The sequence below is a fragment of the Erythrobacter sp. NAP1 genome (assembly GCF_000152865.1).
Taxonomy (GTDB): domain Bacteria; phylum Pseudomonadota; class Alphaproteobacteria; order Sphingomonadales; family Sphingomonadaceae; genus Erythrobacter.
Genome location: NZ_CH672390.1, coordinates 3,197,153 through 3,212,467, shown reverse-complemented (window position 1 = coordinate 3,212,467; position 15,315 = coordinate 3,197,153). Strand labels below are relative to the sequence as shown.

General features: G+C 61.7%; 17 protein-coding genes (1 of these 17 running past the window's edge). 6 read left to right on the top strand and 11 right to left on the bottom strand.

Translation table 11 applies throughout. The features are described 5' to 3' along the window. The 3 genes from NAP1_RS15480 to NAP1_RS15470 form a co-directional block, all read left to right on the top strand. On the top strand, positions 1 to 45 hold the 3' end of the coding sequence (locus NAP1_RS15480) for a lipopolysaccharide biosynthesis protein (protein WP_241761230.1). 1,401 nt of this gene lie to the left of the window's left edge; the window shows 45 of its 1,446 coding nt (coding positions 1,402–1,446); its start codon lies off the left edge, out of view; its stop codon occupies positions 43 to 45. 100 nt (positions 46 to 145) lie between these two features. Next, the gene (locus tag NAP1_RS15475; protein ID WP_007166271.1) at positions 146 to 1,147 is read left to right on the top strand and encodes an aspartyl protease family protein; all 1,002 of its coding nucleotides are present in this window, start codon (positions 146 to 148) and stop codon (positions 1,145 to 1,147) included. Between the two features lie 61 nt (positions 1,148 to 1,208). Then, a complete protein-coding gene (locus NAP1_RS15470; RefSeq protein WP_007166270.1) occupies positions 1,209 to 3,065 on the top strand; it encodes an ABC transporter ATP-binding protein/permease in 1,857 nt (618 codons plus the stop codon). A 22-nt stretch (positions 3,066 to 3,087) separates the two neighbouring features. Here the strand turns inward: NAP1_RS15470 and NAP1_RS15465 are convergent, their stop codons facing one another. The 6 genes from NAP1_RS15465 to NAP1_RS15440 form a co-directional block, all read right to left on the bottom strand. Continuing rightward, positions 3,088 to 5,943, bottom strand: a complete 2,856-nt coding sequence (locus NAP1_RS15465) for a pitrilysin family protein (RefSeq protein WP_007166269.1) — start codon at positions 5,941 to 5,943, stop codon at positions 3,088 to 3,090. A 103-nt stretch (positions 5,944 to 6,046) separates the two neighbouring features. Continuing rightward, the gene (locus tag NAP1_RS15460; RefSeq protein ID WP_007166268.1) at positions 6,047 to 6,442 is read right to left on the bottom strand and encodes an ACT domain-containing protein; all 396 of its coding nucleotides are present in this window, start codon (positions 6,440 to 6,442) and stop codon (positions 6,047 to 6,049) included. A gap of 123 nt (positions 6,443 to 6,565) precedes the next feature. Continuing rightward, positions 6,566 to 7,867: an ATP-dependent protease ATPase subunit HslU gene (hslU, locus tag NAP1_RS15455; protein ID WP_007166267.1), complete on the bottom strand. Its 1,302-nt coding sequence runs from the start codon at positions 7,865 to 7,867 to the stop codon at positions 6,566 to 6,568. Positions 7,868 to 7,921: 54 nt separating this feature from the next. Continuing rightward, on the bottom strand, positions 7,922 to 9,046 hold the full coding sequence (locus tag NAP1_RS15450) for an FAD-dependent oxidoreductase (RefSeq protein WP_007166266.1): 1,125 nt from the start codon (positions 9,044 to 9,046) through the stop codon (positions 7,922 to 7,924). Positions 9,047 to 9,117: 71 nt separating this feature from the next. Continuing rightward, on the bottom strand, positions 9,118 to 9,678 hold the full coding sequence (gene hslV, locus NAP1_RS15445) for an ATP-dependent protease subunit HslV (RefSeq protein ID WP_007166265.1): 561 nt from the start codon (positions 9,676 to 9,678) through the stop codon (positions 9,118 to 9,120). Between the two features lie 44 nt (positions 9,679 to 9,722). Next, positions 9,723 to 10,208: an outer membrane protein assembly factor BamE gene (locus NAP1_RS15440; RefSeq protein ID WP_007166264.1), complete on the bottom strand. Its 486-nt coding sequence runs from the start codon at positions 10,206 to 10,208 to the stop codon at positions 9,723 to 9,725. Positions 10,209 to 10,455: 247 nt separating this feature from the next. On the opposite strand from NAP1_RS15440, the gene NAP1_RS15435 reads away from it, so the two are divergent. From NAP1_RS15435 to NAP1_RS16145, 3 genes are all read left to right on the top strand, one after another. After that, positions 10,456 to 10,983 carry a ubiquinol-cytochrome C chaperone family protein gene (locus NAP1_RS15435; protein WP_040465154.1) on the top strand — a complete coding sequence of 176 codons (528 nt, stop codon included), beginning with the start codon at positions 10,456 to 10,458 and terminating at the stop codon, positions 10,981 to 10,983. Then, entirely contained in the window at positions 10,980 to 11,522 is a 543-nt protein-coding gene (locus NAP1_RS15430) for a DUF177 domain-containing protein (RefSeq protein ID WP_007166262.1), read from the top strand. Before NAP1_RS15435 ends, NAP1_RS15430 begins: the two co-directional genes overlap by 4 nt. A gap of 74 nt (positions 11,523 to 11,596) precedes the next feature. Further along, the gene (locus tag NAP1_RS16145) at positions 11,597 to 12,481 is read left to right on the top strand and encodes a TonB family protein (RefSeq protein ID WP_007166261.1); all 885 of its coding nucleotides are present in this window, start codon (positions 11,597 to 11,599) and stop codon (positions 12,479 to 12,481) included. Positions 12,482 to 12,493: 12 nt separating this feature from the next. On the opposite strand, the gene NAP1_RS15420 is transcribed toward NAP1_RS16145, so the two are convergent. The 5 genes from NAP1_RS15420 to NAP1_RS15400 all read right to left on the bottom strand — a co-directional run bounded on the left by NAP1_RS15420 (position 12,494) and on the right by NAP1_RS15400 (position 15,244). Continuing rightward, positions 12,494 to 12,694 carry a helix-turn-helix transcriptional regulator gene (locus NAP1_RS15420; protein ID WP_007166260.1) on the bottom strand — a complete coding sequence of 67 codons (201 nt, stop codon included), beginning with the start codon at positions 12,692 to 12,694 and terminating at the stop codon, positions 12,494 to 12,496. Beyond that, complete coding sequence (locus NAP1_RS15415) at positions 12,691 to 13,086, bottom strand: hypothetical protein (protein WP_007166259.1); 396 nt, start codon at positions 13,084 to 13,086, stop codon at positions 12,691 to 12,693. The genes NAP1_RS15420 and NAP1_RS15415 overlap by 4 nt, the downstream gene beginning before the upstream one ends. Before the next feature lie 148 nt (positions 13,087 to 13,234). Continuing rightward, a complete protein-coding gene (gene ssb, locus NAP1_RS15410; protein ID WP_007166258.1) occupies positions 13,235 to 13,798 on the bottom strand; it encodes a single-stranded DNA-binding protein in 564 nt (187 codons plus the stop codon). A 127-nt stretch (positions 13,799 to 13,925) separates the two neighbouring features. Next, entirely contained in the window at positions 13,926 to 14,606 is a 681-nt protein-coding gene (locus tag NAP1_RS15405) for a COQ9 family protein (protein ID WP_007166257.1), read from the bottom strand. 2 nt (positions 14,607 to 14,608) lie between these two features. Continuing rightward, positions 14,609 to 15,244: an ankyrin repeat domain-containing protein gene (locus NAP1_RS15400; RefSeq protein ID WP_007166256.1), complete on the bottom strand. Its 636-nt coding sequence runs from the start codon at positions 15,242 to 15,244 to the stop codon at positions 14,609 to 14,611. Between the last annotated feature and the right edge of the window lie 71 nt (positions 15,245 to 15,315).

Sequence of the window (15,315 nt, the reverse complement as noted above, 5' to 3'; positions counted from 1 at the left end):
CTTCGCCAGTCCGATGAACTGCAGGATGCCGAGCCCGCCGCCTGAGCGGCGCACTGCAATCGACCACCGCATTTTGGGCTAGGTCGCTTCTCTGGTATCTTACTTACAGACCGGGTGAAGAAAGCCCGGCATTCGGGAAGAGATCATGCATACAGTTTCGGCCCTATCCGCCTTTGCCCTGAGCCTCATCGGCTCCAGCGCAGCGACGACTGCTGTGAACGTCGAACCGCCGATCACCCCGCCCACTCCTGACATTGAAGCGGTCGCCCCTGATCTTGCCAATCCAGCAACGCAGGTGCTCCAACTCGAGGAAGATCGCACCAACCGATACACCGTGCCTGTGCTGGTCGAGGGGGCGGGCCCATACAATTTCATGATCGACACCGGCAGTCAGGCCACTGCCGTCACGCATCAGATCAACGACAGCCTCGCGCTCAACCCATTTGGTATGGCGACCCTCGTCGGCATGGCCAGCCGCCGCGACGTGCAAGTTGTCGAGGTGGACGAGATGAGTTTCGGCAACCACACGGTGCGCGACCTGATCTCACCCGTCCTTGAACGCCAGCATGTCGGTGCCGACGGGATCATCGGTCTGGACAGCTTGCAGGACCTGCGCGTTCTCATCGACTTTCGCGAAGAGACTATCGCCCTTCAGGACGTGACCGATGATCGCGATGCGCGGCGCGGTTTCGAGATCATCGTGCGCGCGCGGGCCGAGCTTGGCCAGTTGCTCATCACCGACGCTTTGGTCGAAGGCGTGCGCGCGACCGTCATTATCGACACCGGCGCTCAATCGAGCATCGGCAATCTTGCACTGCAGGAGCGTATGCGGGCCAAACGCGCGCAGGACATCACCACCACCGACGTCAATGGCGTAGACATGATCGGCCAGCTTCAGGTGGTGCGCTCACTCAATATAGAGGGCATGGCGCTTACCAATGTGCCGCTCACCTTTGCCGATGCCCCGGCATTTGAAGCTCTGGGACTGCAAGACAAGCCGGTGCTTGCGCTCGGGATGGATCACCTAAAGATCTTCGACCGGGTCGCGATTGACTTTGCCAATCAGCGCGTGCTGTTCGATGTGCCGCGCGACGTCGCTCGCGCGATGCGGCGTAACCGGTCACGGGGATATCGCCCGATCTTTTAAGGGTCCGGCCTAAGGGCTTGCCTTGTTATAGTCTGCACGCGCGCCCACATGATGGCGCGCAATGCCGCCTGACACAGCCTCTTCCGACCGACCGCAAACGCCGCCCGAAGGCGAAGGCTGGAAGACGCTTCGGCGCTTCCTCCCCTACCTTTGGCCGCGCGAGAACCCCTCGCTTCGTTGGCGCATCATCATCGCGATGGTATTCGTGCTCGCCGCGAAGGGCGCAACGTTGGCCCTTCCCTTTGCCTATAAGGGCGCGGTCGATGCGATGGAGCAATCCGGCGCGGGCGATGCGATTGCCGAAAGTGCGCAGGTCGCGATGGCGCTGGTTGCCGCCTATGTCCTTGGCCGCTTCACCTCGCTCCTGTTCGACAACATGCGCAACGTCGCATTCGAGCGCGTGGGCCAGATGGCGACGCTCAGCCTCGCCGAAGACGTGTTTCACCGGCTCCACCGGCTGAGCCTTCGCTTCCATCTCAACCGCCGCACGGGCGAGGTCACCAAGATCATCGAGCGCGGGACCAAGAGCATCGACATGATGCTCTACTTCCTGCTGTTCAACATTGCCCCGACCGCCATCGAACTGATCGCGGTGGGCGTCATCTTCTACCTCAATTTCGGGTGGGAGCTGGTCGCCGCGACCGCCTTTACCGTCGTCGCCTATATATATGTGACGAGGCTGATCACCGAATGGCGAACCAAGCTGCGGCGCGAGATGAACGATCTCGATGGCCAGGCGCTTCACCGCGCCGTGGATTCGCTGCTGAACTTCGAGACAGTCAAATATTTCGGCGCCGAGGAGCGCGAGGAAAAACGCTACTCTGAAGCGGCGCGGGCTTATGCGATGGCTGCGGCGAAGTCGGAAAACTCGCTCGCGCTTTTGAACGTGGTGCAATCGGTCATCACCAACGCACTGATGGCTGGCGCGATGGCGTTCAGTGTCTGGGGCTGGAGCCGGGGACAGCTGACCGTTGGCGATCTCGTTTTCGTGAACACGTATCTGATGCAGCTATTTCGCCCGCTCGACCTGCTCGGATGGGTGTATCGCACGATCCGCCAGGGACTGGTCGACATGGCGGAGATGTTCAAGCTGATGGACACCGCGGTCGAGGTAGAGGACGCGCCCGATGCAAAACCGCTGGTGGTGAACGAGCCGAGCATTGCCTTCGAGAATGTGACCTTCGGCTATGAGGCCGAGCGCACGATCATCAAGGGGCTGAGCTTCGAAGTGCCGGCGGGCAGCACGCTTGCCATTGTCGGCCCTTCGGGCGCGGGCAAGAGCACGATCGGTCGGCTTCTTTTCCGATTCTACGATCCGAAAGGCGGGCGCATCCTTATCGACGGTCAGGATATCGCCAAGGCCGAGCAGGACACTGTGCGCGCCGCCATCGGGATCGTCCCGCAGGACAGTGTGCTGTTCAACGATACGCTCGCCTACAATATCGCTTACGGCGCGGAAGGCGCGGGTCAGGAAACGGTCGAGGCCGCTGCGCGCGATGCGGCGCTGATGCCGTTGATCGACCGCCTGCCCGAGCGCTTCGAAACCACCGTAGGTGAGCGCGGCCTCAAACTTTCAGGTGGTGAGAAACAGCGCGTCGCCATCGCGCGCACGCTGGTGAAGAACCCGCCGATCCTGCTCCTTGACGAAGCGACCAGTGCGCTCGACACGCGCACCGAACAGGAAATTCTCGGCACGCTACGCCGCCTCGCGCGCGGGCGCACGACCATCGCGATTGCGCATAGGCTCTCGACGATTGCCGATGCCGACCGGATCATCGTGCTTGACCAGGGCCAGCTTTGCGAGAGCGGTACGCATGCCGAATTGCTAGCTGCTGGCGGTCTCTATGCCGACATGTGGGCGCAGCAGGCGCAGGAAAAAACAGACACCAAGGCCGAGGAAACCGAGGCGGCGGAATGAACCGCCGCCCCGTTTTTAGCGGTTAGCCACCAGCGTTGAGGCGCAGGTCAGCCGTGGTCAGGTCAAGCTCGCTCGCCGGGATTACCTCGACATCAGGCCGGATCGCCTTGAGGTCGTCGAGAAACTGCGAAGCATCTCCCACGACAACCACCGTCGCCATTGCCGGATCGACGTAGCTGCGCGCCGCCGCGCTCGCGGCATTGGGCGTGACGTCGGCAAGCCGCTGCGAATAGAGCGCAGCTTCCTCGGCGGTGAGTCCCTGTTGCAGGAGCCCTGCGACAATGTTGTTGAACCCGCCGCTTGTCTCGAGCGCGCGCGCATAGCCGCCAGTCATGTAAAGGCGGCGGCGTTCCAGCAGATCATCGCTCAAGGGCTCGTTGCCGAGGCGTGCGAACTCGTCGAGAAAGATCTGCACCACTTCGTCTGCGGTTTCGTTCTTGGTCTGCGCGCTGGCGCTCAGGATCGCGTCATCCATGCGGTCGCCAAAGCCCGAATAGGCACCGTAGCTGAGCGAACGCTTGGTGCGTACTTCCTCGAACAGCCGCCCGCTTGAGCCACCGCCGAGAACCGAGTTTGCAAGTTCAAGCGCCCAGTAATCCTCGCCCGTCCGGGAAGGCGCACGCACCGAAGCGCTAACCGCAGCCTGCCCTGCATCGGGCATGTCGATCACGATGGTGCGAACCGGAAGCGCGCTACCTGCGGCTTCTTCGGGGATCGGGCGTGGCAGAAGATCGGTCTGCCAGTCGCCAAACATCGCCTCTGCCGTGGCCATCGCGTTTTCCGGCGAGATACCGCCCGAGATCACGATCTTCATGCGGTCCGGGTGGATGAAGCGTTGGCGATAATCCAGCAGGTCGTCGCGGGTGATCGCAGCGAGGCTCTCCGCCGTTCCGCCCGGTTGCGAGCCGTAGGGCGCATCGCCATACATCGCGACCCGGCGCACAAAGCCCGAAAGACTACCCGGGTCCTGAAGCGCGACCTTCAGCCCGTCGATGGCACGGGTGCGTTCGCGTTCGAATTCCTCATCGGGATAGATTGCGCCGCGCACAATGGACGCGGCCAATTCACCCGCTTCGGCGAGATTGGCAGTGGGCGCGGTCAGGAAGAAACTGGTCCCGTCATTGCTCGAACCTCCACCAAAATTCGCGCCAAGGCTCTCGAAGCGAGCGGCAATCGCGCCCGCATCCATGCCATTGACTCCCTTGTCAGCGAGCGAGGCTGCCATGTTGGCAACGCCGGCCAGCTCACGCGGGTCGGTTTTTGAACCGCCCGGCACAATCATGGAGATCGTCGCAATAGGCACGTCGCCGGTCTGCACCGCGACCACGGGAATACCGTTTGAAAGCGTTCCTTCGAAGATCTCGGGGCTGGCCACTTCAGGCGTTTCTCCCGGTCCCGGAGGCGCCATGCGCTCGCCTTCCGGCTTTACCTCGCGGATCTCGCCCACCGCTGGCGGTAGCGAGCGGAAGGCGGGCATGGGGGTCGGATTGGCATAAGCGTCGGGATCGTCCTCACCGGCGGTGTAGGTGATGGTCACCCGCTTCATTGGATCGAGATATGTGGCTGCAACGCGCATCACATCTTCGGCAGTCACCTCGACGATTTCGGCGAGGCGCTTGTCAGCAAAATCAGGATCGCCGCTCGAAACGAGCGCTTCGCCTAGTTCGAATGCGCGCCCGCGTGCGGTTTCGCGGCGGCTGAGCGTTGAGGAGACGATTTCATTCTTCGCCTCGGCCAGCTCTGCATCCGTCACCAGCTCGGTGCGGACCCTTTCAAGCTCACCATCGAGCGTCGCGCCTGCTGCTTCCATTTGCGGCGCGCCGCGTACGATGGCGTAGATGCCGATCTGTCCGGCTTCGCGGAACATCTGGATCGACGAGGCGGTCTGGACCGCCTGACCTGTGCGAACCAAAGCCTTGTCGAGCCGGGAATTGTCACCGCGGCCAAGAATTGCGCCGAGCACCTGAAGGGCGGCTGCGTCCTCATGCGTGGTCGGCGGCGCTTTCCAAACCCCGCCTACTACCGGAAGCGGGACATTCGGAGCAGTTGCGTTGACGGTACGCGGCCCGGTTGCTTCGGGCTCGCGCGTTTCGATCGTGAGGTCGACCGGATTTGCGCGCGGCGGGATATCGGCGAAGTACTGGTCGACCAGCGTGCGCAGGTTTTCCATCTCAAAGTTGCCAGCAACGATCAGCGTCGCTGTATCTGGCCCGTAATAGGCCTCGTAGAATGCGCGCGCGTCGTCGAGCGTTGCGTTGTCGAGATCCTCGATCGAACCGATGCCGGGACGCCGGTGCGGCATCACGTCATAGGCGTTTTCGGGAAGGATGAAGCGTTGGAGGCGACCATAGGGCGGTGCTAGCACGCGCTGGCGCAGTTCTTCTTTTACCACGCCGCGCTCGGTTTCAAACACCTCTTCATCTACGACCACATTCGCCATGCGCTCGCGGTGGGTCCACAGCATCGTCTCGAGGTAAGCGGCGGGCACCTGCTCGAAATAGTTGGTGCGGTCGATCCAGTTCGACGCGTTGCGCGTGCCGCCGATGTCGGCGGTCAGCCCGTAGATCATGTTGTATGGCATGTTCTCGGTCTTACGGCTGAGGATATGCTCAAACAGGTGTGAAAATCCGCTGCGCCCATCGGGGTCGAGCTTTGAGCCGATATCGTACCACAGCGATGTCGTGACCGTGCTGGTGGTGTCGTCCTCGATAGCGATCACGCGCAGCCCATTGTCGAGCGTCCACATCGTGTATTCGATTGCCGGAGCGCTGAGCGTGGGTGCCTCTGCCACGGTTTCGATGTGAGCCTCTGCGAAAGCAGGCACGGAAGCGGTCAGCGCGCACGCGGCGGCTCCGCCAAGCAGGATGGTACGGATCATGTTCGAATTGGCCCCTGAAAATACATTGCGACCCGTGCTTTAAAGCGCGTGTGCCGCGTGCATTCAACAGGTAGCGCAAATCATCCCTGCAAATAGCTGAGATTCATCGACGCGCGTCGAGACTGAGCTTTTCGACCAACTGAAGCGCTTTGTGCCTGTGATCCCACGGAACCAAGAGGTGGTCGTGGTTGAGCGCGGCGACGACATTGCAGGCGATCCCAGACATGGCGAGCGTATTCGAGACAGCAGAGGTGAGGCCGACAGCTTCAAGGTCGGAGTGGATCCGCAGCGTGATCTTCGCAAATTGCGGTGCATCATCGGGCGCTGCCTCTGCAGGCAAGATCGCGCAGGTGCCTTCAGCTTCGCGGATTACGGCAAAGGCGGTTTGCGGGATCAGCCCGTCCTCATCCAGCAGATGAAAGCACCAGGCGCGTGACGACAGCTCCGGATCGAGGCCGGTCAGCATCGCCTTAAGGTCGCTCACGCTCCCTGGTGTCATAGTTTGTCCTCAACTCGCTGGCAGGCGTGCCGAATCAGGCCGCGCGCTCTATGCGGAGCTGATTAGGGCAAATCCCTGATAGCGCCTTGTATCGGGACGTCATTTTCGCCCCGAACGCGGTGATCAGAGGATGTATTTCGACAGATCGGCATCGCCCGCGAGATCACCCAGCCGTTCGCGCACATAGGCAGCGTCGATCGTAATCGTTTCGCCTTCATGCTCTTCGGCTTCGAAGCTAATCTCTTCAAGCAGCTTTTCCATCACCGTCTGCAACCTGCGGGCACCGATATTCTCGACGCTTTCGTTGACCTGCGCAGCGATGGTCGCAACCTCGTCGATCGCTTCTTTCTTGATGTCGAGCTCGACCTTCTCGGTGCCGATCAGGGCGCGGTACTGCTCGACCAAATTGGCGCGGGTCTCGCTTAGGATGCGCACGAAGTCTTCCTGCGTCAGTGCACGCAGGTTCACGCGGATCGGCAGGCGGCCCTGAAGTTCGGGCAGCATGTCCGAAGGCTTCGCGACATGGAACGCACCGCTTGCGATGAAGAGGATGTGGTCGGTCTTCATCGGACCATACTTGGTCGCAACGGTCGTGCCTTCGATCAGCGGCAGCAAATCGCGCTGCACGCCTTCACGGCTGACCGATCCGCCGCGCACGTCGCTGACGGCGATCTTGTCAATCTCGTCCAGGAAGACGATCCCGTTGGTCTCGGCATTGCGTAGCGCGGTCTGCGCGACATCGTCATCGTCGAGGCGCTTGTCGGCTTCTTCATCGACGAGCTTGTCCCATGCATCGGGCACGCGCAGCTTACGCTTCTTGGTCGGCTTCTTGCCGAACGCCTTGCCCATCATGTCAGACAAATCGATCATCTGCATGTTGCCGCCCATATTGCCCATGTCGAACGGCGTGTTCGATGCCTCGACCACGTCGATCTCGACTTCGACATCGTTCATGGCGTTCTGGGTGATACGCTGGCGGAAGCTTTCGCGGGTCGCTTCTGACGCATTGTCGCCGACTAGCGCGGTAAGCAGACGCTCCATCGCGGCTTCGGAGGCGGCCTCGCGCACGCTGTCACGGCGGCGTTCTTTTTCCAGCCGGATCGCTTCCTCGACAAGGTCTCGCGCGATCTGTTCAACGTCGCGCCCGACATAGCCGACCTCGGTGAACTTGGTCGCCTCGACCTTCACGAAGGGAGCCTCGGCGAGCTTCGCAAGACGGCGGCTGATCTCGGTCTTACCGCAGCCGGTCGGGCCGATCATGAGGATATTCTTGGGCGTCACTTCATCGCGAAGATCCGGGCCAAGCCGCTGGCGGCGCCAGCGATTGCGCAAGGCGACCGCGACCGCGCGCTTGGCGTCCTTTTGTCCGATGATGTGTTCGTCGAGAGCGGCCACGATGGCCTTGGGAGTAAGATTGTCTGTCATTGCCGCGCGATTTGGGGGCGCATGAGCCCGCGTGCAAGGGGGCGGCGAACCCGATCAGGTCGTACAGGCGAAGGCGCTGCTCAATTCGCGGTGCGTCGCAAGGATGCGGGCGATGTCGTCGGGATGTGGCGTCGGATCAATCTCGCCACGCTCGAACGTGCCCCCGAGGATCACGCCATCAGGACGCGGGAACATGTAGCCTGCGCGCATCCGGTAGGCATAATTGAGCTCTGGCTGCGGCAACAGGATCGCCAACTGGCCGCGTGCGCCGACCATCTCCTCATCGCCGAAGAGGTCACGCGCGCCAAAGCCCGTGCAGTTGATGACCAGGGTTTCGGGCAGCTCGGCGAGATCGGCAGGTGTCTCGAATCGGCGGCGGATCATGCGCGCGCCCGCGATGCTGACCTCGCGCATCAGGTGCTCCAGCCAGCGTCCGGTCTCGACATACATGCCGCGCCATTCGCGCACGGTCTCGACCGGGAAAGGATGCTCGCCCTCGCCCAGAATCCGCGCGGCAGGCATCATGCGCGCCTCGATCTCCGGGAGGCCGCGACCGCGCGTTTCGTCATAGGTCGTGAGCCAGCGCACGCCGGTGTCCTCGCCGACGCTGATCTGGTAGCGGCGATAGCTGTAATCCATCGCGGCGGCGAATTGCGCCATCCAAGCATCGTCAACCGCGCTGCCGCGGAAGAGGCTCGCCGGATGGATTTGCCCGCCCGCTACATTGGAGGTTGTGTCGGGCGGAAAGTCGGCGGCGTAGATCGTGACCTTGAAGCCTGCCTCCTGCACCAGCTTGGCAGCCGTGAGCCCTAGCGCGCCCGATCCGATCACCGCGACCGGACCCGAATGCCCGGCAAGTCCCGCCCTCGCCGCAAGCATGGATGAGCCCCAACTGAGCGTGATTCCCGCACCGCCATGACCGTAATTGTGCACCAGCCTCTTGGTCCCCAGAACTTCTTCGCGCACGACGAAACCGGCGTCTCGATAGGGACGTATGCCAGCGACCGTCCTGATGACGCGGCCTTCCTCGGCAAGCACTGCGGGAAGGCAAACTGCCGATGGAGGCGCGCTCGCCATTGCCAAAGGTTCGCGCGCGCAGGCTCCCAATGACAGGGCTCCGCCTGCCACAGCAGCGCCGGACAAAAGCCGGCGACGATCGATTGTCTGATGAAGAATCATGCTGCCCCTGCTCGCAATTCGAATGCGTGAGGTTGCTGGCAGCAATGGGGCTTTACCCCCAGCGCGGTTCGTTAGACCGTTTCCACTGTCAGATTACCGTTGGTGAAGACGCAAATTTCAGCGGCAACGGCCATGGCCTTGCGCGCTATCTGTTCGGCGTCTTCTTCGTAATCGGAAAGCGCACGTGCGGCGGCGAGCGCGTAATTGCCGCCTGATCCGATCGCCGCGATCCCGCCTTCGGGTTCAAGCACATCGCCATTGCCGGTGAGCACCAGCAGGCTTTCCTCGTCCGCGACGATCATCAACGCTTCGAGATTGCGCAGATACTTGTCGGTGCGCCAGTCCTTGGCGAGCTCGACCGAGGCGCGCATCAACTGCCCGGAATATTGCTCAAGCTTGCGTTCAAGGCGTTCAAACAGGGTGAAAGCATCGGCAGTCGCACCGGCAAAACCGGCCACGACCTTTTCGCCTTCACCAATGCGGCGAACCTTGCGGGCATTGGGCTTCATCACGGTGTTGCCCATGGAGACCTGACCATCGCCCGCCACGACGGTCTTGCCGCCGCGCTTTACGCCGATGATGGTGGTGCCGTGCCACTGAATAAGGCCGTGGTCGCCGTTATTTTCGCTCATCGCGGCAGATATGGGCGCTGTGCGAAAAGCGTCAAGCGCAAGGCTTACGGACCGCCCGGGCCACCGCCCGGTGCGCCAACGCCGCCAACCTGGCCGATATTGCCGAACAGGTCTTCGAGGAAGCCGCGCTCACGGCCAAGCGTTGGGGTCTTGTCGCCATCGGGCGTGAGGTAGACGACCTCGTCGATACCGCTGCGCTCGATCGTTGCGACATTGCCTTCTTCATCGAAGCGGATTGCCATCACCGAGTGGTCGCGAATGCGCGGGCGCACGAAGGGGCGACGGCCGGTGATGCTGGAAATGTAATACCAGGTGTTCTCGCCATACTGGCTTTCGAAGGTCGGACGGCCCAACATGCCTTCGACCGAGCGACGGTTGTCGATGCCCGGCTGAACCGAGTTAACGAGCACGGCATCGTTCACGAAACCACGCGATTCGCGGATGGAGGAACACGCACCGAGTGCCAGCACCGCGCAGCCCAGTGCTGCAATCTTGAACATGCGGCCATTTGCCGAAGGTGCTTTCAACATCGTTGTCGTTAAATCCCGTCTTCTAACCGTCTCTTGCCGCGCACGCAGCGCGACCTATATCTCGTGGCAACGCCTTACGGCCTGTCGCGAAGCGTTGCAACGCTCTGGGCCAGCAAGCACACAGACATGCACGTATGTGGGCTGGCATTAGCGCGAATGGTGCGCTGACAAGGGGCGGGTGAATTGCCGCTGAATGCGATAGGTCGGTGCGAAACCCATCGGGCAAGCGTTTCGTAATGAGGATATGATGTCTTTTCTTTCAAAGCTGCTGGGCACGGGCCCTGACCCTCGTGAAACAGTCCGCCCGCTGTGGCACCGCGTCGTCGAATTGGCGCGCGAGCCGTCCTATTATGCCGACTGCGATGTTGCCGACACGGTCGGCGGGCGCTTCGATCTGATCACCGCGATCCTGTGCGTCGTCATGGTCCGCGTCGAGGCGAGCGAGATGCGCAGCGAGAGCGCGCTTCTGGCCGAATTGTTCGTCGAGGACATGGACGGCCAGTTGCGCGAATTTGGCGTAAACGATGTCGTCGTGGGCAAGCGTGTGGGCAAGCTGATGAGCGTGCTCGGCGGCAGGCTCGGTGCATACCGCAGCGCGCTGACCGAGAAGGATCGCGAAAAGCTGGTCGCTGCAGTCTCACGCAACGTGACGTTCCGCGAAGGGGCAGACGAACAGGCGAGCGCTGAGAAGGTCGCAGACAAACTGCTCGCGCTTTCCGAAAGGCTTGCGACCTTCGATGACAAGACGATCCTGAAGGCAAGCGGCATCTGGTGATTGACGTGGCAACTTCCGAACTTCAGCGCCTCGTAAAGGTCAAAAGCCTCCCGGCAGAACCGGTGGTGGTCGAGGCCGATGCGAGTGAGCGCGCAGCGCTTGCAAGCCGCTTTGGTCTGCCGGGCATCGATTCCCTTCGCGCCGAAATATCGCTCGAACAGCGCGCCAGTGCGATCCGCGCGACCGGGCGGTTGAGCGCTGCTATCCGGCAGACCTGCGCAATTTCAGGCGAGGACTTTCCTGCGACCATCGACGAGAGCATCGACCTGCGCTTTGTCGAGGAAAGCGCCCTTGACCCAGCCGAGGACGAAGACGGCGAGATAGAGGTCGAACTCGAAGCCGACGATTGCGATGAAATCGACTATTCAGGCGATGCATTCGACCTCGGCGAAGCGATCGCGCAAACGCTGGGTCTTGCAATCGACCCCTATGCCGAAGGGCCCGCTGCCGACGAAATGCGAAAGAAAGCCGGGATCGTGGCCGAAGGCGAACAGGAAGGTCCGCTGGCCGCTGCGCTTGCGGCGCTCAAGAAGGATTGAAGCGCATAGGTGCTTGATCCCCTTGCCTAGAATCGGCAGTCTGTGTTCGTCGCAGAAATCCAGGGGTCACTTTCATGTCCAGTTTCCGTACCATTCGGATCGCCGCGCTCGCCAGCGCGTGCGCCGCAATCTCCGTGCCCGCGCTAGCGTCCGAGCCGATCTCGCTCGAACGCTCGTCGCAGTGGAATGTCGACTTCGCTCCCGACAAATGTCGGCTTGCCGCGATGTTCGGACCGGAAGACGATCGCCACTACCTTTTTTTCGAGCAGCACTATCCCAACGCCCAGGCCGGGCTGACGGTCGCTGGCCCCGCGCTCAAGCGCTTCCGCAGCCGTGGGCGCACCTCGCTCAAGTTCTACGAGGGCCAGGAAGATCTTCGCACCGAGCCGTTCACCGGAGAGCTCGACACGATCGGCAATGCGGTGATCTATTCGAATGTTCATGTCGAGAACGGCACCGCTCCGTTCGAACAGGAAATCACCGGGCTTGCGCAGCTCGATGCGGATCTCGGTGACAAGGTCGAATTCGTCTCGGTTCGCCAGCGAGGGCGCGAAGTCCGGTTCGAAACCGGTCCGCTTGGTGAGGCGTTCAAGGTTCTCAATTCCTGCACGCAGGACATGGTGCGCGAATGGGGTCTCGACGTCGACCAGCACCTCGCCGCTGCAAGCATGCCCAAGTGGCTGAACGAAGAACGCGTCGCGAGCCGTATCGCCAGCAAATATCCGACCAGCGCCCTGATGCGAGGCGAGCAGGCGATCCTGCGCATGCGTGTGATCGTCGGCGAAGACGGCCGCGTCGAGCGCTGCCAGATCGATGCAGCGACGACGACCGAAAAGCTCGATTCGCCAGCATGCGCCGAAATGCAGGAAGCCGAGTTCCAGCCCGCAATGGACGCCAGCGGGCAGCCGTTCCGTTCCTATTACGCGACCTCAATCATCTACCAGATGGCGCGGCGCTAACGCTCAGCGGGTTCAGTCGCGCCAGGGGTTGAAGAACAGCTCTTCAACCGGGACATCGAAGAAAGCAGCCAGGCGATAGGCCATCGGCAGCGATGGGTCGTATTTGTCGGCCTCAATCGCGATGATCGTCTGGCGCGACACTTCGAGCGTATTGGCGAGGTCGGCCTGATTGAGGCCGCGCCCTTTTCGCAGGTCACGCAGGCAATTCTTCATTCCGCGACGCCCCTGCCGTGGAACTTCCAGGCCAGAAAGACCACCGCCATTCCGGCAAACTGGGCGAGGAAGAGATAGATTGCGCCAAGGCTGATGTCGCTGTGACGGCCGGTCAGGACGACCAGCGTGACGAGCATCGCGAGCGCTCCGGTATTTCCACCCCACCACCAACTCACAAGCTGGCCCTGCTTTTGCACATCATCGGTCTTGCGCCACCAGGCAACGCTCGCCGCCATGACCAGCCCAACCACCACGAGCAGAACGGGCAGAACAAGCGCCGGATTCTCAACGCCGCCTGATGCAGGCACGGTCTTGCCGATAATCACTCCGGCAATCAGAGCTGACCCGAATGAAACGGCAGCCAACAGCCAGAACTTGGTGCGATATGTCATCCTTGAACACTCCACTTCGACCCTAAGAATGTTCAGATGTTTTTACATTTGGAGGAAAATGTCAAACTGTTTTGACATTTCATAACGAGAAAGGGCTCCGCAATCGCCTGCGGAGCCCTCTGTGTCTCTTGCCTGAAGTGAGCGCGACCTAGAACGGAATGTCGTCATCGAGGTCGTCATAGCCGCCCGAGCCGCCACCTGAGCCACCGCCCGAACCGCCGTTTCCGCCGCCTGAGCCGCCGCCGCCCTGGTTCCAGCCGCCGCCGCCTTGGCCGCCGCGATCGCCATAGCCGGCACCGCCGCCTCCGCCGCCATAGCCGCCGCCCGAGCGACCGCCACCACCGCCGCCGCCGCCTTCGCCGCGACCATCGAGCATGGTGAGCGTGCCGTTATAGCCGCGCAGCACCACTTCGGTCGAATAGCGATCCTGACCGTTCTGGTCCTGCCACTTGCGGGTCTGGAGCTGGCCCTCGACGAAGACCTTGCTGCCCTTCTTCAGGTAGTTCTCGCACACATTCACCAGACCTTCGGAGAAGATCGCGACCGTGTGCCATTCGGTGCGTTCCTGGCGTTCGCCGGTGTTGCGGTCTTTCCAGTTTTCACTGGTGGCGATGCGCAGGTTTGCCACCCGCCCGCCGTTTTGGAAGCTGCGGATTTCGGGGTCTGCCCCGAGATTTCCGATCAGCATTACCTTGTTGAGCGAACCCGCCATTTATCTTTCCTTCCCGTAATCTGTCTCAAGCGGCGCATGCGGCCGCGATTCTCGCCAAGGGTAATAGGACACGCTTTCGCTCAGCGCGAGGCGACCTCGCGCTTTTCCACCTCCAATATGGTTGATACTACCTAGAGGGGTAACGCAGCCGCCCGAGGAAGCGCGTGAGGCTCGGCAGTTCGATGTCGCGATTGAGGAACTGCGCCTTGGCCTTCTCGAATTTCATCACGCCGTCGATGCGGCGATCGAGAAATTCGTAGGTCTTTTCCTTGCCCTCGCTATCGTCATTGACGAACACGGCAAGCGTTGCGGAGTAGATCCCGGCAAGGATCGCGCGCTTTGTATAATGGTTGTAATCGGTCGCCGTGTCCCCGGCGAGACGCCACATGACATCCGCCGATCGCCACCCAAGCTGAAGCGAGCGCGGCGCGTTTTGCGGCATTGCCATGATCGCCATCGCGCGGCGCACGGCCTCGTCGATATGCTCGACCGCTTCGAGCCGGAAGGCAACCAGCGCGCGGATGCGTTCGCGGATCTTGAGTTCGGCAAGCCGCTCTTCGGGCCAGGCCTCTTCCATCGCGATGTCGACCGAAGTGATCCACGCCTCGATCATGTCCATCGCCTGCGAAGCGCCGCTCGGAAAAGCGAGCTTGGCAATGTCCACGTCCGCCCCGGCCATTTCCGCCGCCGCGACCAGCGCCGTTTCGTTCCACCCGTCGAAAATCGCCGATGCGGCAATATCGGGAGCGAGCGCGATGCGCAGCTCGTCGAGGGTCATGTCGGCGAAGTCGGGGGCGGTTTGGTTCATAGTCAGAATGAGGGTCCGTATTGCTCGGTCTGGGGTTTTTCGGCTCGCGCTTCGTCAGCGGCTTCGAATTCGCGCTGCATCAGCGTGTTGCCGGTCATCAGCGCGAGATAGTCGCGTGCCGAACGGCCCGAATTGTCGTTGCGATCCGGATCAGCGCCTTCAGCGAGCAGACGGCGAACCATGCCAACGTCGCGCTGGTGCACGGCAGAAATGAGCGGGGTTTCGCCCTGACTGTCAGCGACGTTGACCTGCGCGCCCTTCTTCAGAAGCTCCTCGGCCCCTTCGATAAAGCCGAGGCGGGTCGCCATCTGGAGGGGGGTAAGGCCGTCATTGTTGCGAATGTTCGGGTTCGCGCCGCGTTGAAGCAGGAACTTGACCCACAACGTATCGCGCCGCGCCACCACAACGTGCAGTCCGGTATCGCCGGTCGTGATGTCGCGGGTGTTTACCACCTGCGTTCCAGGCTCATTGAGCATGTCGGTTGCGGTGTCGCCATCGCGTTCCTTGACCGCTTCGAGGAACTGATAGCCTTCGGAATAAAGCTGCGCCGAAGCAGGCTGAACAGCGACCAGAGCAAGCAGGCTTGCACCAAGCGCACTGGCAATTCCTGCCTTAAGACCTAATTTGCGCAAAACCATGAACCCCACGCTTTGAACCTTTCGCGTTACCTGTCAGATATTATGCCAGTGAGAGACCGCAAGAGGTTCCC

Excerpts from the sequence above, each read along its gene's own strand:
- NAP1_RS15415 (WP_007166259.1), bottom strand. The coding sequence starts at position 13,086 with ATGACATATCGCACCAAGTTCTGGCTGTTGGCTGCCGTTTCATTCGGG.
- hslU (WP_007166267.1), bottom strand. The coding sequence starts at position 7,867 with ATGACAGACAATCTTACTCCCAAGGCCATCGTGGCCGCTCTCGACGAA.
- NAP1_RS15465 (WP_007166269.1), bottom strand. The coding sequence starts at position 5,943 with ATGATCCGTACCATCCTGCTTGGCGGAGCCGCCGCGTGCGCGCTGACC.
- NAP1_RS15475 (WP_007166271.1), top strand. The coding sequence starts at position 146 with ATGCATACAGTTTCGGCCCTATCCGCCTTTGCCCTGAGCCTCATCGGC.
- NAP1_RS15400 (WP_007166256.1), bottom strand. The coding sequence starts at position 15,244 with ATGGTTTTGCGCAAATTAGGTCTTAAGGCAGGAATTGCCAGTGCGCTT.
- NAP1_RS15420 (WP_007166260.1), bottom strand. The coding sequence starts at position 12,694 with ATGAAGAATTGCCTGCGTGACCTGCGAAAAGGGCGCGGCCTCAATCAG.
- NAP1_RS16145 (WP_007166261.1), top strand. The coding sequence starts at position 11,597 with ATGTCCAGTTTCCGTACCATTCGGATCGCCGCGCTCGCCAGCGCGTGC.
- NAP1_RS15470 (WP_007166270.1), top strand. The coding sequence starts at position 1,209 with ATGCCGCCTGACACAGCCTCTTCCGACCGACCGCAAACGCCGCCCGAA.
- NAP1_RS15435 (WP_040465154.1), top strand. The coding sequence starts at position 10,456 with ATGTCTTTTCTTTCAAAGCTGCTGGGCACGGGCCCTGACCCTCGTGAA.
- NAP1_RS15405 (WP_007166257.1), bottom strand. The coding sequence starts at position 14,606 with ATGAACCAAACCGCCCCCGACTTCGCCGACATGACCCTCGACGAGCTG.
- ssb (WP_007166258.1), bottom strand. The coding sequence starts at position 13,798 with ATGGCGGGTTCGCTCAACAAGGTAATGCTGATCGGAAATCTCGGGGCA.
- hslV (WP_007166265.1), bottom strand. The coding sequence starts at position 9,678 with ATGAGCGAAAATAACGGCGACCACGGCCTTATTCAGTGGCACGGCACC.
- NAP1_RS15440 (WP_007166264.1), bottom strand. The coding sequence starts at position 10,208 with ATGTTGAAAGCACCTTCGGCAAATGGCCGCATGTTCAAGATTGCAGCA.
- NAP1_RS15450 (WP_007166266.1), bottom strand. The coding sequence starts at position 9,046 with ATGATTCTTCATCAGACAATCGATCGTCGCCGGCTTTTGTCCGGCGCT.
- NAP1_RS15460 (WP_007166268.1), bottom strand. The coding sequence starts at position 6,442 with ATGACACCAGGGAGCGTGAGCGACCTTAAGGCGATGCTGACCGGCCTC.